Origin of the sequence: Nostoc sp. (assembly GCF_036917155.1) — a bacterium.
Lineage (GTDB): Bacteria > Cyanobacteriota > Cyanobacteriia > Cyanobacteriales > Nostocaceae > Nostoc.
Genome location: NZ_JBALDZ010000229.1, coordinates 19,323 through 44,359 on the forward strand (window position 1 = coordinate 19,323; position 25,037 = coordinate 44,359).

The following is a 25,037-nucleotide window of genomic DNA, read 5'->3' on the forward strand; positions in this document are numbered from 1 at the left end:
AGAGGTGATTGGAAGGGGGGTTTTCCAATCTGTAAAGTGTCTTTAGTTATGAATTAGTAATTATTCAAGTCAGCATCTTCACAATCCATCTGCACCACACAATTTCTTCCTTGTGCTTTTGCTTGGTAGAGTCCTTGGTCAGCAGCAGCAATTAAGGTTTCAGGAGATAATTGGCTATGAGGTATGATGGTTGCCACACCAAGACTTAGGGTGATAAATTCACTAACATCAGAATGGGAATGAGGCAGTTGTAATGCACTAATATTGGTCTGAATATCTCTTGCAATTGCAATAGCTCTTTCGATATCAGTATTCGGCAAAATGACTGCAAACTCTTCTCCACCATAACGAGCAACTAAATCTGCGGGGTGTTTCACTGTCTGAGAGATTGCCTTGGCAACGTGTCTAAGCGCATCATCTCCTGCCAGATGCCCATGCGTATCGTTGTAGAGCTTAAAGTAATCGACATCACACAAAATCAAAGATAGCGAGCCTTGCTCTCGTGCCAATCGTTGCCACTGTGTCTTTAACGTGTCATCAAAGCAACGTCGATTTCCTACTTGGGTTAGACCATCTGAACAGGCAAGGCGCTGTAATTCCTGGTTTGCTTGTTGTAATTGGTGATAAAGTTCTGATTGCTGAATAGCGATCGCAGCTTGACTAGCTAACTGGTTAAATAAGTTAATTTCCGATTGCTGCCATTGTCTACTGCTATGGCATTGGTGAGCAATCAATAATCCCCACAAACGCTCTTGCTGCAAAATGGGCACAACAAGGTTGGCCCGGATTTGCAGACTTCGGAGGAGGTCAACATGACACGGCGATAGTCCCGCATTTTCAACATCTTCGATCGCTCTGGTGTTACCTTGTTGGAAGTAAGCTGCACGGCTAGATTGAAAGCACGTGTCCATGACGTGAAAACCAAGAATGGATATGCACCCTTCTGCTAAGGATTCTACAGCAACTAACCCACTCCAGTCTGGCTCAAACTGGTAAATCAGCACTCGGTCTACTTCAAACAGTTGTCGCACCTCAGCTGCTGTGGTTTGCAAAATCTCGTCTAACTCCAACGATTGGCGAATGCGTTGCGTCACAGCTGCGACAATTCGCTCGGACTCGCTTTGATGTTGAACCTGCTCAACTACCTGAGAATTTGCCGATGCTACAGTTAATGCGATCGGATCAAAGTAAGGGGTTGTAGTAATAGGCACTGCACTGGGTTTAGCAATCAAATAGCCTTGAGCCAGATTTGCACCTCGTTCTCGCAGCCAGTTCAGTTCCTCAATACACTCAATTCCTTCAGCAACGGTCTGGATGTTTAATTTTTGAGTAATCTCTAGAAGCTTCTCAGTAATCGAAGCTTTGTAAAGGTCTTGATGTACATCTCGAATTAACTCCATATCCAGCTTGATAAAGTCTGGGCGTAACTGATGCAGCAAGTTTAGGCTGGAATAGCCAGAACCAAGGTCATCAAGAGCGACTAAAAACCCAGCATCCCGATAGTATTGCAGCACTGCCTTGAGGTGGGTTAAATCTTGAGGACTGTCTGACTCCACAACTTCAAAAACAACGCGATCGTGGGAAATGCCGGCAGTATCAATTGCCTCTACCGTACTACGTAGGCAATAAACTGGGTCATAAAGTGACGTTGGTGCAAAATTAATGAAGATATGTCCACTCACTTGATGGCGGCTAAATTGATTGATTGTATTGAGGCGAGCAACTTGGTCGAGTTGTGGTATGAGTCCGGCTTCGGTTGCTAACTCTAGAATTGGTGTCGGTAGTAGTAAATTGCCTTCTTCATCCAGTCCCCGCAAGAGCGATTCATATCCAAATATCTGCGATGTATCGTTAATTGAGACAATTGCTTGGAAGTAACTGGTGAATCGTTCAGCTGCCAGCATTTCAACCAGCCAGTCGGATTGGTTCAACTTAATGAAGCGTTGTAATGAGGCTATGTCACTAAAATCATGGAGTTGAGGTTGGATAGTACCTCGAATGAAAAGGACTTGCGTCTCTTTTAATTCTCTTGGTGCAAGTAGTTTGGCCAGGTTACGGGCAATTTCTAGAGACTGTCCGGGTCTACACTCCAAACTCAAACCTGGTCGCTCTTGCATGAGTTCATACTCAAGAGCAAACTGCTCTAGGTAGGAGGTGACTTTTTTCAGAGTATGTGGAACGGGGAACCAGAGAAAGAGCCTACCTGCCTCCTTAGTCCGGCAGCGTGCAACATTGCGACAAGCACAGGTTTTGGAGATAGGACATATTTGGCTCATAGCTAACTAATTTGCTTAATCCAATTTAGTTTATTATTCCCACTATTGTTACTGTAAAAGATAAACTACACTTCAAATACATAAAGATTTGATGAGTTAAGTAAACTGAATAATTTAGCTGAGTCGGTGGTTTACTAACACGTACCAACTTTTATACTAAAATCTCAAGTAATTGCCGATGTATTTTGTGAAATTCAGCAAAATAATGAGGAGTTAGATCAATAATTTAAGTTATAAAACAACGCTAGAAATAAGCGAGAATTGGAAGAACTCTTATCTTGATTAATTAATTTAAGAGTAAATACATATTCCTGAAGAAGTAATTTAACCTCAATAAACAACAAAAACTCTCAAACAATTCAGTAAGATATCTTCTCACTTTGGCATAAGAAGTACTGAAGAATCGTTTATCGAACAGAATTCAGTAGTCAGGAGTCAGAATGGGCTAAACGCCCCGCTATCCATGTACAGAATGAATTTTGACCGAAAAGGCGGATAGCGTAGCTAAGCCTTTGTCTTCTCCCTTGGCGTTAGCCTCTCCCAATGTGATTCGGGGAGACGCTAAGAGCGAACGAGCGTCGCGTCAAGATTGCTGACTCCTGAATTCTGAATTCTTCTTCAATTTAACTCTCAACAACCACTTATGTAACTTTTACCCAAGCAGCAATTTTTTTCGGGTGGGCATTAGCTACCATTGGATCAAGTCCTGATTTTTACATTATAGGCAGTGCCTACCTACGGTTATTGAGAATGGGGCGAGATCGTTAGTCTAACTTCCCAACATCTGCAAGTTATGTAAGGTGGCGTAAAGCCCTTCCTGTTGCAGTAGTTGATCGTGACTTCCTTGTTCGATTAATTCGCCACGCTTCAGAACAAAAATCCGGTCTACATTGCGAATTGTAGACAAGCGGTGAGCGATAATAATAGCAGTACGTTTGAGCAATAGCTGGTTTAATGCCTCTTGCACTGAAGCTTCTGTACCAACATCTAAACTAGCGGTAGCTTCATCTAATACCAGAATTTGGGGATTGCGAATGGCAGCCCTCGCAAAGGCTAAAAGTTGTTTTTGACCACTAGAAATATTTGTACCCCGTTCTCTAAGTTGAGTATCATAACCTTGGGGTAGTTCTTCTATAAACTGGGCAATGTTGGTTTCTTCTGCTGCTTGTTGAATCTGTTCAATCGTGTAGCCATCTCCTAAAGAAATGTTGCTTTTAACATCGCCAGCAAACAAAAAACCTTCTTGTAAAATTACTGCCATGTAACGCCGCAGTTCTGCCTGTGGTACTTCCCGAATATCTACGCCATCAATGAGAATGCGTCCTTGGGTGGGTTCGTAGAGGCGGCACAAAAGCCGGATAATCGAAGTTTTACCCGCACCGGTGGGGCCGACTAATGCCACTTTTTCACCAGGATGAATGGTGAAATTTAGGTCTTTAATTACGTAATCATCATTTTTGTAAGCAAACCAGACGTGATCGAAGTGGATTTCTCCCAGTTCTGGGGGGGAAGTGAGGTCTGGGGATTCTAGATTTGCCACTATTTCGTCTATGTAGCCAAATTTCGCATCAAAGATGGAGAAACGGACGTTGGCGCGATCGCGGATTTCTATCGGTTCATCTAAGATATCGCCGACGCGTTCAATGGCAGTGAAACCAGCTTGAATTACTGTAAATTTTTCGGCAAAATCCCGTAAGGGGTCAAATAATCGCTGGGCATACAAGATAAATGTAGATAATGTTCCAAAAGTCAAGCTTTTTCCCAACAGCAACCAACCACCCACACACAAAACACCTGCGATCGCAATTAGTCCAATCCACTCTAAGGTTGCGGAAACAAATGAATCATAAAAGATGGTTTTATCCATTTGCTGAGTGTAGTGGTTGTTCGTAGCACGAAACAATTCGGCATTAAATTTTTCTCGGCGGAACAACTGGACGACGTTAATGCCAAGTACATTTTCTTGTAGCTGTGAATTCAGAATAGAAAGTTCTTCCCGTCCTTTGTAATTGGCTTTGCGGTACTGTTTCTGAATGTAAACAATTAACCAGTTAATGGGTAACAGCATTAATAGCAGCAAGCAAGCGAGTTGCCACTGGATGGAAAACATTAAACTCAAAGTCACCAGCATTAAAAACAAATTGGACACAATGCCAATTGCCCCGGTAGAAAAAACATCACCTAACACTTCTACATCGCTGGTGATTCTGGTGATTAATTTACCTACGGGCGTGCGGTCAAAAAAGCGTACTGCGAGAGATGTCACATGCTGGAATAAGTCTTGGCGAATTGCTGCGGTGATTTGTTGCCCCAGCTTTTGAACTATATAACCTTGGATACCTGTCAACATTAGTTGGATGGCGATCGCAATCACCAATAATCCCTCTAGGATATTTAACCCTTGGGAGAAGGGACGATTCCTAAAAAATTCGTAAGCGCTTGGTTCATGCCGAATCAGGGAGATTACTTGGCCAATCAAGAACGGTTGTAAGGCATTAGCCAGGGCGATCGGTACTAGTAGGCACATCGACAGCGCCAATAATCGTCCGCTACGACGGGCATAAGGTACTAGACGCAAAAACAACCGCCAGTCATTTTCACGGCGTCGGTCTTGCGTGTAAGCTTTTTTGAGAGATTGGTAGATGCTCATAGTAAAAGCATTATATTAATGTTTGCCAAAAAATACGCCTAACAATTTGTCTTAACCAATTTTGTCGGTCAAGAGCAACTAACAAGACGCTCGGTGAGCACTCAGTCGAGTCGCAGCAAGTTTTGTGGCTCTCTTGTCTCTCCGTTACAGAACTTAATTACTGCCTTCTCTACGCTGCGTGTAGCGTCTCGTAGAAAGCATCATGAGAGAATTACGTTAGCGAAGCAGTAGCGAGTCCGCGTACCCTTACAGAGAAACAAGCTACGTGCAGCATCTGTCTGCGACACGCTGCGCGAACGTAGAGAGCATCATTACAAATTATTTTCAAGATTTTTCGAGGCGGTCGCCTGGCATAAATTTTAATCAATGCCCATCAAGTAATAATGATGAAATTAATTATAGAATTGGGCAGTTTTAATAAAATTTTGTCAGAAACGGAATTCATTGACTTACCCAAAAGCGCTATTTATAATGGTTATGCTGATGAAGTATCTATCAACTTTATTGCGCGATTGATGCGGCGATCGCAGGCGACCGTGCAACAAGCATTACAAATAAACTAAATATGAAAAAAATTAGGATATTATCTTATGGAATCTTTCGGTATTTATACTCTTGCAAATGATGCCGTTTACGATCAATTAGTGGCATTGTTGAATAGTATTGAAGTTAATGTTAGCCCCGATATTCCAGTTTGTATTATTCCCTATAATGAGAGATTAGACTTAGTTCAAAAAGAAGTAAAGTCTAGAAAAAACGTCAGCATTTTTGAGAATTTGGAGGCAATACAGTACTGGGAAGACTTTGCTCACCAAGTTTGGGCAGTTCATCCAGGTGCCATAACTTCTAAAATCTCACGTAATTGGTGGTCATCAGGTCACTTACAAAGAAAAATGTGTGTTTTTGACGGACATTTTGATCGGTTTATATTTTGTGATGCTGACAGCCTTTTCATGAAGCCAGTTGATGATATTTTTGAAAAATTAAACGCATACGATTTTGTGTTTAATGACTGGATACACACTAAAGAACGCACAGAAGTACCATTAAATATTCCACTTTTAGAAAAGTCCAAGATTGTTTATGAAAAAGACATACGCCCTAGACTTCATTGCTCTGATTTTTTTGGTTCTAAATCAGGGTTATTTCCAAAAAAAGATTTAGATCTATATAAAAAATTATTAATTGAAGATAGAGAGGTTGAATGGCTAACTGCATGGTGGGATGATGCACATTTATTTAATTATTTGACATGGAAATCAAATCTGGCCTTATTTAATTTTACTCTCAGTCCTAATGGCCAAGACAGAACAGGTAACTGTGCTAATTCAGACCCCTTTGTAAATATTGATAATATCCTGTACAACCAAGATGAATTAAAACCAATTCATCGCATTCACTACATGAACTATCCTTCTAGTGATTTCGCCCGTTTATGTCAAGGCGAAGATGTTAATATTTGTTACAGAGATGAGTTTTTATACTATCGTTTTCTTAAGGAACCAGAGAAAAGGCCGCAACAGCTAAAACAGCCTAGCATTGCGACCAAAAGTAATCGATTAATTCAAAAAGCAGTGAAGAAACTTCAAATGATTCTTGCTTAACGTGAGTCCTATTGAAATATGGGAATGGGGACTGAAGACTCACAAGCAACTTTAAAGTTTAGATTTTGGGAAGTGAAGCTAGATTGGATAGTTGCGATGCCTACGCACATCCAGAAAACATCGCTTCAATGCTTGTGATTCTAAAGTTAGGGATAAAGTACGAAAAAAAGCTAGCTATTACGGCCATGATCTAGTGTACTACGCTATCTCACACACAAAATGGCAGTTTTATGCACCTTTACTAGGGTATTTGTATTAATTGCTTCATAAATATCCCTGTGAATATGAAATAATACCATACTTATCTCTTTACGTCTTATATCTAAAGATAGAAGATTAAGGTTAAAATTTGGGAAACCTAAAAAGGGGTTCATTCCCAAGAGGTGTCCTGCTTACTTATCGCAGAGTGCAACTGAGGTCAGATGACGCAACCTTTAAATCAAGTCAAAGAATGGGAACAACGTCGTGATGAAGCAAACCGCTACTATCAGCGGGGTAAATTTCAAGAATATCTCGATCTGGCAACCAAAAATTTACACCTAGCTAGAGCAATTCCAGACCGAGCTAGGGAAGGTCATACATTGAACGATCTCGGTTTAGCTTACCTCAGTTGCTCGCAACCTCAAAGAGCATTAGAGCGGTTTCATCAGGCGCTTTCGGTTGCTGTTGAAATTAGCAACGCTCCCGCAGAGGCAACTGCACTTAGCAATTTGGGTTCTACCTACAGCCGTCTGGGACGGTTTTCGCAAGCGTTGGAATATTTTGACAAAGCACTTTTTATCCTCAGGCAATTACAAGATATTCAAGGTGAAGTTTCTACTCTCAATGATGTAGCACTAATTTATACGCGGTTAGGAGAACCAAAACGGGCACTGTTGTTACAACACCAAATTTTGACAATGCGGCGATCGCTAGGTGACTTTTCTGGTGAAGCAACAACCCTAAATGGCATTGGGTTCGCCTACAATGTCTTAGGTAAGTTTGAGCAAGCTCTAGAATTTTTTCAAGCAGCACTCCCAATTCACCGAGCTGTGAAGAATTTGCTTGCAGAAGCAACCACTTTGAATAATATTGCTTCTATTTATCATGATTTAGGAAAACCTAAAGAAGCCCTATTACTCTACTATCAAGTTCTTTTGACACGTCAGGCAATTAGCGATCGCTCTGGTGAGGCCACAACCCTTCATAATATTGGTTTTACCTACACTACTTTGGCACAGCATCGGCAGGCAATGAAGTTTTACAAACAAGCCATTGCAATTTATCAACAATTGGGCGATGGTCTGGGAGAAATTTCGACTTTGCTAAATATGGGAAGCCTTTACGCCACAACCAGACGCAAAAAAATGGCGCGATCGTGCTTCCAAAATGCCCAAGAGTTAGCAGAACAAATCGAACATCAGCCACTCCTAGAAAAAGTACAGCAGTTCATAGATTCTGTACAGTGACCGAACAAGGCAAAAGTAAAAAGTAAAAAGGCACTCATAAAGAAAAAGAAAAATGGTAACAAGCAACTAAATTTATTTATGGCGCAAACATAGCTTTGTATATACCCTATTGCGCTAAAGTTGCATAAGAACGTGCATCTAAAGGCAGGAGAAAAGAGTTGTGAAAGCAGTCTTGATGACAGCAGCAGGCAGTCCCGAAGTTCTGCAAATACAGGATGTGCCAAACCCCACTGTTCCTGTAGGTAATACTGAACTTTTAGTGCGTTTAGTGGCCGCTGGCATTAACCCCATTGACACTAAACTTCGTAGTCGAGGCACTTTCTACCCCGATCGCCTGCCGACAATTTTAGGGTGTGATGGTGCGGGTATTGTCGAGGCGGTGGGTGCTGGCGTTCAGCGTTTTCGCCCAGGCGATGAGGTATATTTTTGCTATGGTGGCTTAGGCGCACACCAAGGCAATTACGCTGAATATACCGTTGTGGATGAGCGGTTTGTGGCACGTAAACCCGCGTCTATCTCCTTTGCCGAAGCAGCAGCAGCGCCTTTGGTGTTAATCACCGCCTGGGAAGCTTTATATGAACGAGGACGATTGTCACCTGGGGAACGGGTTTTGATTCATGCGGGTGCTGGTGGTGTCGGTCATGTAGCAATTCAACTGGCGAAACTCAAAGGTGCTACTGTTTCCACGACAGTGGGTTCTGAGGAAAAAGCTAATTTCGTCAAAGAACTCGGTGCTGATCATGTAATTTTTTACAAACAAACCGACTTTGTGCAAGCGGTATTAGATTGGACTGGTGGCGAAGGTGTAGACTTGGCTTTTGATACCATAGGCGGCGAAACCTTTCACAAAACTTTCCCCGCAGTGCGAGTCTATGGTGATATTGTGACGATTCTCGAACCAGATGCCAATACTATTTGGAAAACTGCTAGACTACGCAATCTCCGCATTGGTTTAGAATTGATGTTGACACCAGCATTACTAGGATTAGAAGAGAGTCTCCAGCATCATGCAGAAATTCTCGAACAATCTGCCACTTGGATTGATGAAGGCAAGTTAAAAATCCATGTTAGTCACAAGTTTCCTTTAAAAGATGCGGCTAAGGCGCACCAACTGATTGAAAGCGGGTCTGTGGCGGGTAAAATTGTTTTGCTAATTAGCAATGAATGATCGAATAATTTGCATAATTTATTTTTTCAACACAGAGGCACACAGAGGTTAAACGCAAAGGTACACAGAGGGGTTTCTCTGCGTACCTCTGCGCTTTACTTTGCGTTCCTTTGCGTTTTTTTAATTCTCCTCCTGTTCCTCCCCCTACCTGTTTGGGCAGCACAACCAGAACGCACAACCTTAACTCTAGAATTATTACAAGAACGACTGCGTACTCCGACACTCCGCGAAGGCAATTTGACTGTAGATTTGCAGAAGATGGTGATTGATTTGCGGCCAGAGAACGCTAGCTTTCATGATGCTTTTTACCAATTGCTGCGAAAAGAACTAGGTGCAAAACCTCTGGGTTTAGACCTCAGTTATGCTTTGATTCTGGGGGATTTTATGGGCAGCGATTTGGGTTTAAGAACACCATTTTATGCAAAAGCCATTGCTCCTATTTTTACCGCTACTGAACAAAAAGAACTAGAACGTTTGCGCTTTGTTTGTCTAGAGTCACTTGCGATTGCTTTACCCAACTCTAAAGATTGTCGATCGCTCTTAGGAACAGAGTCAACCCCTGCCAGTGAAATCGCTGTCTTTCGTGGTGTCTTAACACTGGTACAAACTCGCTTCAATGGGGAAGTGAAGTTCTCTAATACATTTTTTCTTCAGTCTGTGGATGCCCAAGGTGCAATTTTTCTCCAACCCACTAATTGGACTGAAAGCAGATTCGCTCGTCCCGTTAGTTTCACCAATGCTAACTTCAAGCAACCAAGCAATTTTCAGGGCAGTATTTTTTTTGAAAAAGCTAATTTCAAAAAAATCAAATTTCAGGAATTCGCTGATTTTCAAGGTAGTATCTTTGAAAAAATTGCCAACTTCAACCAAGCAACTTTTAAACAGTTGGCTAAATTCAATAGTGTGCAGTGGCAAGGAAATGCTGATTTTTCTGGTGTGGATTTTGCCAATCAAGTCCAGTTTACTAAAGCGGATTTTAATCAGTTTCTCTTTTTAACAGAAGCGACTTTTGAGCAAGCTGTCAGCTTCCGAGAAGCGGAGTTTAACCAATTGGTAAATCTGCAAGGTGCGAATATTCTTAACCAAGCAGATTTTAGCGATGCGAGGTTTGGTACAGAAGCTTGTTTAAGTGTATCTGGTTTAACTTTTAATTCCAACCAAGCGAAAATTTTAGGTAATCCCGGTGAGATTGGTAAGATGTTCTGCATCCCAACATTACAAGGTAATCAAAATATTTTGCGAAATTTGGGGCAAAACTTCCGTCAGCAACAGCAAGTTACCGATGCTAATGAACTGGAATATACCAAACAACGACTGCGATTAATAGAGTTTGGCCGTCGTCTGACGGCTACAAATATTAATAGTGCAAGTGTCGCAAGTTTGATTAAATTAGGTTTTTCTGCACCTCAAGCCCAAGCGATTGCCCACCGTCGTCTGGTAAAATCCTTTCGCAGCAGTAGTGAGTTACTCACCATCGCAGACATCGATTTAGAAAAATATACCCAACTGAGCGATCGCTTAATTGTTGGCGAAACCCTTTCTATCGGTGGGTGGTTACTGCAAGCTTGGAGTTGGTTGGCGTTGAGTGTACTGCTGTTGTTGAGTGGCTATGGGACGAATTTTTGGTTAGTCTTTGGGGTGGGAGGATTAGCGATCGCTTATTTCGGCTTACTATTTTGGCTAGTAGATCGCTATCGTCGGCTGCATCCCGTACCAATTATTCCCACATCCTACGAAACCATTTCGATATTACTCAGTTTTAGCGTTTTAGAATTCTTCAGCTTACTAGCGATCTTTCGCAATGCTGCACAACCTTGGCTGACATTGGGGTGTCTTTTAATTATTATTGTTCCCGTGCCAATGGCTTTATTGATCCGACTTTACCAACAAGGGCGCTATCACAATTTAATGAATGTTTCTTACTTCACAGAAGACGGCACATTTCGCCAGTTACGATTATTGATTGGGCGTTTGCCAGTGATACCAAGGAATCAGACATTTCGGGAACGATATATGCCCTTATTGTGCGATCGCCGTTGGAATTGGCTCAACTACTATGATTTTAGTCTCAACAACCTAGTTAAATTAGGATTTAACGACATTCGCCTGCGAGACGAACACTTACCAGGTATCATCTCTGCACTTGCTTGGTATCAATGGAGTTTGGGTTTAATTTACATCACCCTAGTTTTGTGGACACTTTCGCGTACAATTCCGGGGTTGAATTTGTTGATTTATCTGAAGTAGCTGACGTGACTAGCACTTTGACGTGCAAACTCCCAACCAAATGATTCAAACACACGGACAACTTCACGCCCATTGAGAACCGGAAGGGCAGATGGCGTGATTACGCTGTAACCTCTACTTGATGAGTCTCCACAGTGAGTGGTAAACCAAGTTCTGCACGAACTTCAAGACAAGCTGCGATCACGTCCTTGATATTTTCTAGGGCTTCTTCTCTTGTCTGACCTTGACTAATACAACCAGGAATACTGGGGCACTCAACAATCCAAACCCCATCTTCATCACGGTCGAGTATTACATGGAACTTCATACACTGTTCTGAGCAAGAGAGTTGTAGTTATCTGTTATTGTAACCTGCAACCATTTAATCCAAAAAAGCAACCGAGCGATCGCACTAACAACAAAGTTGACTAGATGCAGATAACTTCTGCAACTCAACTAACTACTTCAGCACATTCTGGTGCAGCGACTTGTTATGCTACTTGAGGCTTGAATTAAACAGGGGAAAGTCTGTAGCAATATCCCGCAGGGTGTGCCGACTCCCCTTCAGGAACGCCTAAATGGGAACCGACGACTGGAACTTTCTAAGAAAGAGGACACAAAAGAATGGGATTTTTGTTTCCTATGTTTTCCAGAGAAAGATAGAAGTTAGAATTAAAGCCATGAAGCCAATGCCTATAGGACTACATGATTATGCGAATTAAGCAAATTTCTGTCACTGGCTTATTTGGAATTTTTGACCATGTGATTCCATTGAACATGGATGAACGAATCACCATTATTCATGGGCCAAATGGTTTTGGCAAAACAGCGATGTTAAGAATTTTGAATAGTTTTTTTAACTCCCGATACTCAGATCTGAGAACTATCCCATTTAAAGACTTTAGAGTTGCATTTGATGATAGTAGTAGCATTGAAATCATAAAAAATATCGAAAATTCAGACGAGGCGAAAAAGAATAATATTGTTTTCAAATTTGAACAGCCTTATTCAGAGGCAGCTTATTTTTATCTAAAACCAAGAAAGATTCGATCTGATAGAAGACTTCCGCTTATGATTTTGGGTTCTGATATACAAGAAATGTATTCTCATATAAAACCGCTAGATATTAGCACTGGAGAACCTCTATTTTATGGAGAAGGTGTAGAGCATTTTGATAATTGGTCGTCCTTAAATTTGAAGTCACAAGAAGAGCCTGATTGGCTAGAAAAATTGAAAAGCAATATTCATATTCGCCTCATTGAATCAGAACGGTTACTTAATTTTGTTCCTAACCATACTTCCAGACGGTCTGCTGAAATGCCTTCGATGTTATCAACTGTATCTGCCTATTCTGATGAACTTGCTAAACTGATGCAAGATAAATTTAAAGAATATGGTACAACATCTCAATCTCTTGACAGAACTTTTCCAGTTAGGGTAGTTAAGCAACAGCCATCCACAGATTTAACAGATGAACAACTTCGTCATCAACTAAACGAACTTGAAGCGACTCGTTCTCGTCTCATAGAAGTAGGTCTTTTGGATAAAGATGAAGATACAGAATTTCAAATCCAGCCTCAAGATATAGATGAAAGCACCAAAAATGCTTTGTCGGTATATATTCAAGATGTGGAAAAGAAGCTGAGTGTTTTTGCTGAAATAGCAAGCAAAATTGATTTATTGAGGAAAATTATTAATAATAAATTTGCCTATTCTTACAAAGAGATAAACTTTAGTAAAGAGAAGGGATTCGTTGTCACGACAAGTTATGACGCTCCATTATCTAATTCAAAAACTCTTTTGCCAACAGATTTATCATCTGGTGAGCAACATGAGTTAGTTCTCCTATATGAATTACTATTTAAAGTTCAACCTAATTCTTTAGTTCTAATTGATGAGCCGGAATTATCTCTGCACGTAGGATGGCAGGTTCAATTTTTAAAGGACTTGCAAGACATTACAAAACTTACAGATTTAAATATACTAATGGCTACTCATTCACCAGATATTATTCAAGATCGCTGGGATTTAACGGTTGAACTGAAAGGGCCACAAAAGTGAGAGATTTTCTGACAGTTGACCGTGTTGCTAACCAAATACGATTACGACGAAGCACGTATACTGGAACTTTTTTATTAGTGGAAGGAAGTTCTGATAAAACTTTCTATCAGCGATTTGTTGACCAATTAGTTTGTGAGTTAGTCGAAACATCGGGAAAACAGCGTGCTATTGACATTTTAAAAAATTTGGAACAATCAAATTTTCAGGGAGTTTTAGCGATTGTTGATGCAGATTTTGATCGCCTTGAAACTTTGTTGCACACCAGTCACAATCTGCTTTGCACTGACAGCCATGATCTTGAAACTATACTAATTAACTCACCAGCATTTAACAAAGTAGTCGTTGAGTTTGGTTCTGAAGAGAAAATTGCCCAGTTTAATCCAGAGATAAGATTAGTATTACTTGAAAATGGGATGTCAGTAGGTTATTTGCTTTGGATTTCTAAGTGTAAAGGATTAAATTTAACCTTTGATGGCATTAAATTTAGCAAGTTCATTGATGAGCAAACTCTACAAATTGATGAACTCAAGCTGATTCAGGAGGTTAAGAATAAATCCCAAGCCTACTCTTTGAGAGATGAAGATTTACAACAACAGCTAAAGAGCCAAAAAAGCAATAACTACGATCCTTGGCAAATCTGCTGTGGTCATGATTTGGTGGAAATTCTGTCCATTGGCTTACGCAAAGTCCTTGGCTCTAACAAAGCTGTTGATGTTGAACCGAACAGTCTTGAGCGTAGTTTGCGGCTTGCTTATGAAGAAATCTACTTTCGCCAGACACAACTCTACTTGGACATTCGTATATGGGAAATTAATAACCAGCCGTTTAGGGTTTTGCGGAATGATACATAATACCAAATTATTAATCCATGTATAGTATTGTTATTTTTGACACATTAGTAATTGAAGAGTGTTGGCGTTGGTAGAAAATCAGGCGATCGCACTATAAAGTTAAATTAATGCGATCGCTACCCGTGAAAATCTGGCTAATTGTCTTCGAGAGAAAAACCTGAACTGGGATTCAGATCCCAACCAAATATTACTCATATTTTCTTCCCCAGTACCCAGTTCCAGAGGATGCAGCCTGTTGATCAAACCTAAAAAATAGTCTTAACCCGTCTTCTGCTTTAGGCTTGCCGCACTCCCGCGTTATCATCTGAGAAAGATAAAACTGTTGTGATCATGGGGAGGTCTTTCTCACTTCAGGAATTTCAACAACTAAATCATCCCGTAAAATAGACAGGCAAGAACCCTGCCTTGTAAAAATATGGGAAAATTTTTGGGAAATTCCTCAAGACTCAGGAATCGCTACTTATCTGCTCACTCAGGACTCAGAACTCTTTATGTTAGCAGGCACAATTTTGCAGGATGGAAAATATACCCTAATTCAAGAAATAGGGCGTGGCGGCTTTGGCATTACCTTTAAAGCTACGCATCACTACTTGGATCAGGAGGTGGTAATGAAAACCATCAATGAACGGCTGCGACAACATCCTGATTTTGCCAAATTCGAGGGACAATTCCAGGATGAAGCCAGACGATTAGCTACGTGTATCCACCCAAATATAGTCCGAGTTAGTGACTTTTTTGTGGAAGCTGGACTGCCTTATATGGTGATGGAATACATTCCTGGCGAAACCTTAGGAGACGCATTTGTATTACCAGGGATAACTCTACCAGAAGCAACAGCAATTCATTACATCCGGCAAATTGGGGCAGCGTTACAGGTAGTACACAACAACGGTTTGTTACACCGAGATGTCAAACCAGATAACATTATCCAACGCCTTGGAACACAGGAAGTAGTACTAATTGATTTTGGCATTGCCAGAGAATTTAATAGTGGTGTCAGGCAGACTCATACAGGTTTGGTTTCTGAAGGTTATTCTCCCATCGAGCAATACTTGACACAAGCGCCACGCACACCCGCCACGGATGTTTATGGTTTAGCAGCAACCTTGTATGCGCTATTGACAGCCCAAGTTCCCATGCCAGCATTATTACGCGATCGCGAGCTTATGCCTTCCCCCCGCGAATTACAACCACACTTGAGTGCTGCTGTCAACCAGGCGGTAATGCGCGGTATGGCGGTGGAGTCTCGTTTTCGACCAGCAACAGTTGCCGAATGGCTGCAATTGCTACCTGGAAATGGAATGAATCTGACACCGCAAATCTTACCCACTTATGCAGTGCCAACTGTCAATTTATCTGCCCAGCAAGCAGCAACTATAATTGGGAAAACTGCCCAAAATTCTCTTCATAGACCATCAGCCTTGGGCAACCAAGGCATGGCAAAGGAAGCTGTACTAGCTAAAAAGCTGAGGTCATCTCAGCTTTTTATTGGTATAGGTGTAGCCCTAGTTGCTGCTACAGCAGGTTTTGGAATCACGAGCATATTACCCAAATTTCAGCAGCAGCCAACCACAAAGCCACTTTCTGAACAGCCAACTCCAGAACCAAGTGCAAAGGCACCTAACTTCGATAGGACATCTTCACCTCCCGGTGAAGAGAGAACCCAATCAGCACCCGTCTCTAATTCCAAGTCACGTCGGCGCAATCGTCGTTCTTCCCCAGAAGAATCTTCCAGCCCTAACCCTACAGGAGAATCACAACGCGGCAATTTTGAACCTTCACCTAGCATTTCACCCACACCCTCGCTAGTGGAGAAACTACGCGCAATCCGCTCATCTCGAAATGCTTCCCCCGCACCATTGCCACAAAATAAGTTACCCACTTCTAGTCAAGATTCTGCCTCCCCTCAACACGTCAGTCCGTCAAACCCTGTGGTTATACCAACAGCACCATCAACGGAATCCAAACAATCAGATCCTTCTGCTGTAGTAGTACCAACACTGGAAAAGCAAAATTCCCCGACTAATAGTCAACCCCAGAATGTTCAGAAGTTCGAGAAAAAGCCACAAGATGACAATAATTAGGAATAAGAATTAAATAACATAGAATTTATGTCCCTGGTTTACCTCACCCTCAATCCCTCTCCGATATATTGGAGAGGGATCGTGAGACAGGATGAAGTTTTGCATCTTATTTAATCCACGTTCCTTAGTCAATGTTAGATTTTAGATAATTAGGATCGCTAGCGTATTGATAAACCGCAATCTGATTCTACAAAGTCTCGCAGTATCAGACCTTGGGTTTCTAGTGGTAGATTCATTTGGGAAATTCTGCACGTAATTGATTGACTACCCGATCTAGTCCCACGGAATGGGCGGCTTTGAATAATAAACGATCGCCTGTTTGCACAAATGTTTTCAACCTAGCCACTAACTCGGCATGAGTGGCAAAGCACTCCGATGGAATACCCTCAGCACTTTTAGCCATCGCTTCGGCATCTTGTCCATCTACCAAAACCAACAAGCCGTCTAAATTCAACTTTCGGACTGTTTCTCCTACTCGCTGGTGCAACTGCTGCGATCGCTCTCCCAATTCTTTCATTGCACCCAATACGGCAATTTTCCGCTGTCCGGGTGTCTCTGCTAATAATTGCAATGCTGCAATCATCGCTTCTGGCGCAGCATTATAAGTTTCATCTAAGATTACCACATCATTGGGTAAGTTAAATCGCTGCGATCGCCCTGTGGGCATATCCACATTCACATCTGCTTTGAGGGTTTCCCAATCAATCCCCAAAACCTTTGCCACCGCTAAAGCTGCCAAGAAATTAGTCGCGTTGTGACGACCAGGCAAAGGTAGAGGTAGTTGGATTCCTGCGACTTCCACAATCTCATTATCAATTAATTGCCCTTGAATATCCCCACCAGAAAAGCCATAAGTTAAAACTTCTCCGTGCCAAATTTTTGCCGCCGTGGCCATTAATAGCGGATTGTCGTGATTGAGAATTGCCACACTATCAGCAGACATTTCGGCTAATAACTCACATTTTGCCTCAGCGATCGCTTCTTCGGAACCTAGCAACTCAATATGTGCCGTCCCCACATTGGTAATTACTCCAATTGTTGGACGCGCTATTTGCGTCAGTTCGGCAATTTGTCCCCTACCCCGCATTGCCATTTCAATTACGGCGTAGTCATTTTCGCCGCCAAGTTCTAGGAGAGTTTTCGGGACACCAATTTCGTTGTTGTAATTTCCATAAGTTTTGTGAACTCGTCCCTTGGTTCCTAAAACTGCGGCGATTAATTCTTTGGTTGTAGTTTTACCCACAGAACCCGTTACACCAATTACAGGAATGTTAAAGCGATCGCGCCACCATCGGCCAAGTTTTTGATATGCCTTGAGGGTGTCCTTTACCTGTAATACAGGAAATCCGGGATTTTCGTATTCAAAATCTACAATTGCAGCTATTGCACCCTTTGCGATCGCAGTTGGCACAAATTCATGTCCATCAAACTTATCCCCTCGGAAAGCAACAAATACTTCACCCGGCTTCAGGGTACGGCTATCTGTTTGGATACCACTACTTACTTGTGTTAAAGCAGTTTCAGATAAGTTTACAGAATGGCCCAAAATAACTTCAACTAGTTGGGTTAGGGTGGCAGAGCAACGCATTTAAAGTTCAAAATCATAAAATCGAATTATGACATAATATTGTTTACTTGTAATTACAAATTTAAGCATTGAAGTGCTGACTATAAACTTATTTATAAAGGCGATCGTGATTTTGGCTCGTTTTTTCGGCAATAGTGCCTCGTCAAGCCTGTTCTAGTCCGTATTCTGCTTCATTTTCAGCAATGGTAAAAGATTCCGCCTATAAGGAGCGGGGCAAATACCTGCGTGCGAAAATACTGAGGAATAAGAATTAAATAACATACAATTTATGTCTTTGGTTTACCTCACCTTCAATCCCTCTCCGATATATTGGAGAGGGATCGTGAGACAGGATGAAGTTTTGCATCTTATTTAATCCATGTTCCTGAGTACTCTTCTTCTTACTCTAAGCTAAGGCACTGAATATGGTAAATATTGTTTAATCAACAGTCGAGAATTGATTAATCCAGTTATCTAATTCATAACATCCTAGATTTTTAACTGGTACTTTTGCTAAAGCTTCCTGATCTTCATATTCCAAAATAAGTCTGGCATGAATTCGAGGTAACAAAGCTTGCCACTCAATATTAGAAAGGTTTTCTAACAGAGAAATTTCTAAGCCCTGATTAATATCTAAATCTTCCTCTAGCAGCAGATTCATCGCAATACTAGATAAAAATATTTCTGCATCTTCAGTAGCAGTATTACTCGTGTTGATAATTAAAGTAATTTTCTCATTATTCACATGATCTACTAACGTTTTAATCACTTGTTCTAAGGCTAAACCAAGAGATTCTTCTGGCTGTAACCAATCAGGGAAGATAATTAGGTTAATATCTCCTAGTTGTAAATTTTGACTCAGAGTATCTGCAAGATACTTACTTAATAATTCTTGAAATAAGCTACCTATTTTAGCTGAGTAAGAACGACTATCAAGAAAACTAGGATTCCCCTGCATTTTTTCCCTAATTTGGTAGCTCTTTTCTTGACGTAATTTAGGATCATTACCAAGTGCGATCGCTAATTTTATATAAGACTCTTCACTATCTGCAACTAAATCGGGGATATCCAGTACTTGCACCATTGCGGCTCCCATCGCAGAGCGAAAGCTACTTCCGCGTCTAGCAATTACTGGCAGATTAACTTGTAGTGGTTCTACTAAAGAAGTTGTTCCCGCAAATGGATAAGAATCGAGATATACATCGGCGATTTTGAAGTATTCTTTAACTTCTTCCCTGTTTGGTACTGGCTGAGGATCTAAAACTATTAATTGTTCTGCTGGTATACCATGCGTTGAAAACACTTTAATTAAGTGATTTATAAAAGCTTTTTTAGGATAATTATTTGACCAATTCGGGCCAAATGGCAGAAGCACTAAAACGGAGTTTGGAACTCCAGAAATTATTTTTGCCCATGTATTAATTAGTTCAGGGATGATTTTGAAGAAGTTAGCACCAGATACAAAAATAACTGTTTCTTCAGAGATACCTAAACTTTTTCGATCAACTTTGACATTTACATTTTCTTGTTCATTCCCATAACTAAAGCAATGAGCAGTTCCTTCTAGCTTCACCAACTTTTCTTGATATTGCTCTTCTGCCATTGCTGATGGATCGGTTAGCGTACCAGAAATATAATAATCTATATGCCGCATTCCTGTTGTCACCACAGAACCGCCACTTGTGACTTGTATTCTAGCTAACCGATGCATTGATAAGAAGCAGATTTGATTGGTTACTGCCGTCACATTGGTAGCAATGAATAATATATCGAGATCATCAGCACGAATAATATTTACCTGTTCTGCTAAATCTTGTGGTAGCAGTTTAAAGAAGTTTGCACAGCTTCGGCAATATTGCTCTAGTTCATGACCAGTTTGATTAAGAGAGTACAAAATTACTTCAAAATCTCTACTGATATACTCATAAACAGGAAGGTAAGCAAATGTTTCAGAGGAGGGTGTAAAATGCGATGCTAGGATACCAAGCCGGATTTTTTTTCTGTTTACAGGTCGATCTACAAACTCATAATCAACTTCATGTCCATTGAATTTCAGAAAATATTCTACTATCTCTGCACGTTTTATATAAATATTTTTTAGATTAGCCTCATTAAAGTATAAGGGAATAAGATTAGCAATGGTCACAAAATATTCTGCAAAATCATTCCAGCGAATGGAATCATGCTCACGCAAGATAGATGTATGCAAGTAATTTAGCAACCTGTTCATATAACAACAGTAATTATCTGCTTCTCGAGCTTTTTGAAAGAAAGAATGAGAATTAAATAGATATTTTACATAGTCGTTTAGTAACCAATCAGGTATGAATGAAACTTCATAAGACAATGGTAAATGGTAAGAGCGACAATAAAGCATTGCTACTAGCAGATACTGAATAGCTTTCGGTTCTCCAAAACCTTTTGAAATATGTGCTAATATCTCATTCACAAAGCTTTGTTCCGTCTCCGTTAATAATTCATGCTGAATACTATGATTTAAGAGTATTTGATGTGCCTCACCTACTTTGCTCAGGTATACTCTGGAAAGCCAGATTGTTTCTGTAGACAGCCAAAATTCAGCTATTTGTTTTCTCATTTGGCGTAACTCTGTCAGCAGTGATGCTTCAGACGGTTCTCTCTGATATTTATCTACAAGGCTAAATAACCTACTTATAAAATCAGATTTGAGTTTGCCTGAATTAAAACTAGTCAATTGGATATCACTGATATTAGCTAATGAGCATACTGGAATTGTTTGGGCTGTTGATTTTGCGATCGCTGACTTATTTTCTATTGTTAATGAGATTCGAGCAGTAGTTTGAGATAACAGCGCTTTCCACTCTCTTGTATTAAGGTTGCCAATTAGTGTAATATTTGCTTCTTCAGCAAGTTCAAAATCTTCTTGCTGGAGAAGGTTCAAGACTACATCTGATATGATATAATTTGCATCTTCTTCACAAATACCACTGTTATCTATCAACAGGGTAACTTTATCTTTTTCTGGATGATTAATAATACTTTTAATCAGAATTGCTAAATCTTCATACAGAAGTTCTTCTGCTTGCTGCCAGTCAGGAAAAACGATAAGGTTAATATCAGTTAAATCAAACTCAAACTTATATTTGTTATTTTCAGCGTTATAACTTTTGCTTGTTTTATCATCTGCTGAAGATAAATCCAAATTTTGTATTTCTGGAAATTCTGTTTTATTTACTTGTAATTGCCATTTTAATCGTTGTACTTCACTATATAAAGCTTCAGCAGTGTGTTTGTAAAACTGTAATTGTGCAAAAGTTGCCAGGCGAGTATTTGTTTGTGATTTAGAATATTGCCTATACTCTAAAAGAGGTAATGGAATTCTTCTGGCATTCCATCCCTGCCTTACCATTTGAGAAAAAAGATAGTAATCTTCAGGTATGGTTTCTTGATAGACATATCCTCCCACTTCTTCAAATGCTTGCCTTCTAAATAAGGAAGCACCATGTATAAAATTACCTTTGGTCAATAATTCTTCTTTGGTTTTTTCATTAAAATTAGGAAAGTTAACAATGAAAAATTTATTGGCTTTTATTAAACCACGTCTATCTAGAGACAAAGAATTGTAAGTTGTTTTGGCTCTTGACCCAAATAAAGCAAAATCAGAGTAAGCTATACCTACATCAGGATATTGATCAAGTACAAGTGAAGTTTTTTCAATAAAATCACTACGGTATCTATCATCTGCGTTCAAAATAGAAATATATTCAGAATTTGTTAGGCTTACAGCTTTGTTAAAGTTTTTTACTATACCTAAATTTTCTACATTTCTGTTAATTTTGATTAAAGTGGGATATTGTATCCGATAAGAATCAGCTATTTGATATGTGTTATCATCAGAAGCATCATCTGATATTAAAATTTCATCAGGCAATCTTATCTGGCGTAATACTGACTCGATCGCCTCTATAATGAAGGATTCTTGATTATATGCTGAGATGATAACTGCTATAGTAGCTGTTGATAATTTTATTTCATTGGTTATAGATACAGAATTAAAACAATAGGGATTATTGTTGTTCTCTTGGTGAATAGTCATTTGACGTAAACCTCCAATCTCTGAGTATGTTGTCTATATTGAAACAAAGAGTAATCAAGCATTAGATAAGGAAAACGAGCTTTATACCACTCATCAACGTGACAGCAAATGAGGATACCATCATCTATAATTAGTTTATCCAAAAGTGAATAAATTAAACTATGTGATTTTCCAAGATACTGATAATACAAAACACCTGTTATAACTATTAAGTCATACTTTTCTTGACTTTTTTGGTCAAGCTCTAAGAGAGAAGATTGGATAAATTCAAGTCGGTTGTTTTCATCTGCTTTTGCTTTATTTATGGCATTAGATAAAATATCTATTCCCAGGACTTTTTCCCCAGCTAAATCCTTTGTAATCAAGCTATGTCCACAACCGATATGCAGAACATTCTTGTAATTATTTTCAGGAATTTCGCTTAATATTAGCTCTTTGTATATCTTGTTCTCTGGCATAGTTTCATCTTGCCAGATATTCATCTTAGCTTTGGAATCATTAGCTAAACCTTGATATAAAAATTCAGTTGCTGCAATAATCTCTTTTTGCTCGTAAACTTCACAGTTATTTAGGATTATTTGTGCAAATTTAATATCAAAATTCTGAAGGACATCTTGATAAACTCCACTATTATTTCTTCGATATTTAAATAGAGGTTTTGGAATACGACGACCAAAATACCCTATGGCTCCTGCTGCAATCCAAAAATCCCAATCTTCACAACCTCTAACATTTGTACGATAACCACCTACCTTTTTCCAAATATCTTTACGAAAAAGCGCACAGTAAGATATATGGTTGGCATAACGTAATCGTGAAAAATCATAATTGCCTGCTAGAATAAGTTCATCAGTAGCACCAAAGTCTTGTCGATCTGTATATGCAATCGCACTAGATTGGTCTGTTTCTAATAAATTTAGACACTCCTCTAGCATTGTTGGCGTAATTACATCATCAGCATCTAGGGGAAAAATATATTTCCCTCTTGCCTCTGATATACCACGATTCCGTGCAATAGCTGGCTGACCGGAATTAGATTGGTTAATCAAATTTATTTGGTGATTGGAGTAATTTTTAATTATTTGCTCAACTACAAATTGAGAATTATCAGTACTGCCATCATTAACGATGATAATCTCAAAATCCTGATAGGTTTGATTTAAAACACTTGTAATAGTTTCAGCGATATATTTTTCACTGTTATAACAAGGAATAACTACAGAAATTGTTGGTGATATTTTCTGGTTATCATTGTTAATGACATTCAGCTTATTGTTACTGAATTCCTCTTTTATTGCTCTCTTCATATCTTCTTGCTGACTAGTCTTGACAATGAAGGGAGCCGTATAGCTAAATCTCGCATTTTGAAGAGGTCCTTTGCCAGCATTTTCTATATATGGAATGAATTCTTGCTCTCCATATAGTTTCAAATAATTTGGATCTATTCCATCACAAACATCTTTAGCACTACATTTTGTACATACTTCACTAAAGTGCTTTAGATTACTGCCTCTAGTACCTGTTATCTTAACACCATTTTCATGTATTAATTCTATCTCTCTGTACATGAGATGATTTTCTATTTCTCCCTCTTTAATGGGAATTCTATGTGCACATAAATCTGGCGTACCGCCCATATGACCTGCTAGGTTCATCCATTCATAAGGATCGTACCTAACGCCAACCATCCCTACTAAATTCTTTTCTAATCCTTTAAATGCACAAAGTGGAGCATATCTAATATTAACTGCACGATTGTTTGATTCAAGAATTTCAACAGCTTCTTTTAAATAAGGATAAATATCTGAATATTTAGCTTGTACACCAAAAGCCTTGCCATTACTATTCCATTCATAATAAGCATTCATGATAATAAAATTATGCAAATAGATCTCATGATTTAATATTTCATAAGCTACTTGTGGTAGGTGTTTATAATTCCACTCAAAAACCACAGTATTAGATGTATATTGAAACCCTTGATTATCTAAATAATGCATCGCTCTTTGCAATTTATCAAAACTTTCTCCAGTTATCTGCTGAAAAAGTTCTTCATTCACAGCGTGCAAAGAAAATAAAAAATTTTCTAATCCTGCTTCTAGTAAATCATCAATAAGCTTTTCGTGCTGACAATTGGGCATTTTTTTCATTAAAAATTGTCCCAATGTTATTATCCTGCCATGTAACCCTAACTCCTGATGAGCATATCTCATCAATTCAATAATGTGGGGATGAAGAGTTGGTTCACCTCCAGTCACATCAAAATTAATAAAACCATTTGTTTTGAGTAGTTTTAATATTTCTTTACATTCTTCAAAGCTTCTAAATTTAGCTTTTCTCATCCCCCTGAATTGATCATCAGTTTTGTCTAAATAACTGTAGTAGCAAAATTTGCATGAATGAGCGCACTTTAAACCTACATCAAGAACAGCGCCTTTACTCAGTTTACCAGGTTGATGTTTATACATTCTTCTACTCCGTTTATATTTAAATCAATGTTTAAGTTATAAATTTAACAGGACTTACGCAAACAATAGCCCAAACCCTAATTTTCCGTTAGGGGCAATTCCTGAATTGCCCCTAACGGGTGTAGTTTTGCGTAAGTCCCATTGAATTGCAATCAAAACTTTTTATTGCTCTTAGTTTTTTTGCTTTCTCATCTGTTCCAACACAACTTTGTAATCTTGCCGATCAGGGTGCAACTTCACCAGCTTTTCCAAAGGTTCCATCGCACCCTTAACATCCTTCAATTGCAACCGCAGCACAGATAGTTTCTCTAAAGCAAGTTGGTTTTCTGGTTCCCGCTGTAAAACCAACTCATAGCCCCGCACCTGTTGCTGTAATACTGACTCAGGAGAAATAGACGCGGTTATTGGCTGAGTTTGATTAGCATGTTGGATTGCTGGAATGACTGCAAACGCCGTAGAACCAAAAAACGAGAACATCGACACTATCGTGACAATCTTTTGTCGCCGCTGAATCTGCTTTTTGCGGGAAATTAGGTATTCTTCATCTGAACCAGCCATG

General features: G+C 39.6%; 16 protein-coding genes. 8 read left to right on the forward strand and 8 right to left on the reverse strand.

Annotation, left to right across the window (positions count from 1 at the left end; translation table 11 throughout):
• Window positions 1-53: 53 nt before the first annotated feature.
• Both V7K67_RS30755 and V7K67_RS30760 read right to left on the reverse strand, forming a co-directional pair.
• Window positions 54-2,276 carry an EAL domain-containing protein gene (locus V7K67_RS30755; protein WP_334733463.1) on the reverse strand — a complete coding sequence of 741 codons (2,223 nt, stop codon included), beginning with the start codon at window positions 2,274-2,276 and terminating at the stop codon, window positions 54-56.
• 769 nt (window positions 2,277-3,045) lie between these two features.
• On the reverse strand, window positions 3,046-4,926 hold the full coding sequence (locus tag V7K67_RS30760; protein ID WP_334733462.1) for an ABC transporter ATP-binding protein: 1,881 nt from the start codon (window positions 4,924-4,926) through the stop codon (window positions 3,046-3,048).
• Between the two features lie 383 nt (window positions 4,927-5,309).
• On the opposite strand from V7K67_RS30760, the gene V7K67_RS30765 reads away from it, so the two are divergent.
• From V7K67_RS30765 to V7K67_RS30785, 5 genes are all read left to right on the forward strand, one after another.
• Entirely contained in the window at window positions 5,310-5,489 is a 180-nt protein-coding gene (locus V7K67_RS30765; RefSeq protein WP_334728944.1) for a hypothetical protein, read from the forward strand.
• A 27-nt stretch (window positions 5,490-5,516) separates the two neighbouring features.
• Complete coding sequence (locus tag V7K67_RS30770; protein ID WP_335169818.1) at window positions 5,517-6,530, forward strand: Npun_R2821/Npun_R2822 family protein; 1,014 nt, start codon at window positions 5,517-5,519, stop codon at window positions 6,528-6,530.
• A gap of 422 nt (window positions 6,531-6,952) precedes the next feature.
• Window positions 6,953-7,978, forward strand: a complete 1,026-nt coding sequence (locus tag V7K67_RS30775) for a tetratricopeptide repeat protein (RefSeq protein WP_335169820.1) — start codon at window positions 6,953-6,955, stop codon at window positions 7,976-7,978.
• 160 nt (window positions 7,979-8,138) lie between these two features.
• Window positions 8,139-9,146 carry a zinc-dependent alcohol dehydrogenase family protein gene (locus V7K67_RS30780; protein ID WP_334728947.1) on the forward strand — a complete coding sequence of 336 codons (1,008 nt, stop codon included), beginning with the start codon at window positions 8,139-8,141 and terminating at the stop codon, window positions 9,144-9,146.
• Between the two features lie 9 nt (window positions 9,147-9,155).
• Entirely contained in the window at window positions 9,156-11,393 is a 2,238-nt protein-coding gene (locus V7K67_RS30785) for a pentapeptide repeat-containing protein (RefSeq protein ID WP_334728948.1), read from the forward strand.
• Here V7K67_RS30785 and V7K67_RS30790 read toward each other — a convergent pair.
• Both V7K67_RS30790 and V7K67_RS30795 read right to left on the reverse strand, forming a co-directional pair.
• Window positions 11,381-11,446: a type II toxin-antitoxin system HicA family toxin gene (locus V7K67_RS30790; protein ID WP_334728970.1), complete on the reverse strand. Its 66-nt coding sequence runs from the start codon at window positions 11,444-11,446 to the stop codon at window positions 11,381-11,383. The genes V7K67_RS30785 and V7K67_RS30790 overlap by 13 nt on opposite strands.
• Window positions 11,447-11,493: 47 nt before the next feature.
• Window positions 11,494-11,700: a type II toxin-antitoxin system HicB family antitoxin gene (locus V7K67_RS30795; RefSeq protein ID WP_335169822.1), complete on the reverse strand. Its 207-nt coding sequence runs from the start codon at window positions 11,698-11,700 to the stop codon at window positions 11,494-11,496.
• A 383-nt stretch (window positions 11,701-12,083) separates the two neighbouring features.
• Here V7K67_RS30795 and V7K67_RS30800 point away from each other — a divergent pair, with 383 nt between their 5' ends.
• From V7K67_RS30800 to V7K67_RS30810, 3 genes are all read left to right on the forward strand, one after another.
• Window positions 12,084-13,433 carry an AAA family ATPase gene (locus V7K67_RS30800; protein ID WP_335169824.1) on the forward strand — a complete coding sequence of 450 codons (1,350 nt, stop codon included), beginning with the start codon at window positions 12,084-12,086 and terminating at the stop codon, window positions 13,431-13,433.
• Complete coding sequence (locus V7K67_RS30805; RefSeq protein ID WP_335169826.1) at window positions 13,430-14,284, forward strand: DUF4435 domain-containing protein; 855 nt, start codon at window positions 13,430-13,432, stop codon at window positions 14,282-14,284. Before V7K67_RS30800 ends, V7K67_RS30805 begins: the two co-directional genes overlap by 4 nt.
• 491 nt (window positions 14,285-14,775) lie before the next feature.
• The gene (locus tag V7K67_RS30810; protein WP_334728952.1) at window positions 14,776-16,368 is read left to right on the forward strand and encodes a serine/threonine-protein kinase; all 1,593 of its coding nucleotides are present in this window, start codon (window positions 14,776-14,778) and stop codon (window positions 16,366-16,368) included.
• A gap of 232 nt (window positions 16,369-16,600) precedes the next feature.
• On the opposite strand, the gene V7K67_RS30815 is transcribed toward V7K67_RS30810, so the two are convergent.
• The 4 genes from V7K67_RS30815 to V7K67_RS30830 form a co-directional block, all read right to left on the reverse strand.
• Entirely contained in the window at window positions 16,601-17,956 is a 1,356-nt protein-coding gene (locus V7K67_RS30815) for a UDP-N-acetylmuramoyl-tripeptide--D-alanyl-D-alanine ligase (RefSeq protein WP_335169828.1), read from the reverse strand.
• A gap of 418 nt (window positions 17,957-18,374) precedes the next feature.
• A complete protein-coding gene (locus V7K67_RS30820; protein ID WP_335169831.1) occupies window positions 18,375-22,010 on the reverse strand; it encodes a glycosyltransferase in 3,636 nt (1,211 codons plus the stop codon).
• Window positions 22,007-24,478, reverse strand: a complete 2,472-nt coding sequence (locus V7K67_RS30825) for a glycosyltransferase (RefSeq protein WP_335169833.1) — start codon at window positions 24,476-24,478, stop codon at window positions 22,007-22,009. Before V7K67_RS30825 ends, V7K67_RS30820 begins: the two co-directional genes overlap by 4 nt.
• 171 nt (window positions 24,479-24,649) lie before the next feature.
• Complete coding sequence (locus tag V7K67_RS30830) at window positions 24,650-25,036, reverse strand: tetratricopeptide repeat protein (protein WP_335169835.1); 387 nt, start codon at window positions 25,034-25,036, stop codon at window positions 24,650-24,652.
• Window position 25,037 lies beyond the last annotated feature (1 nt).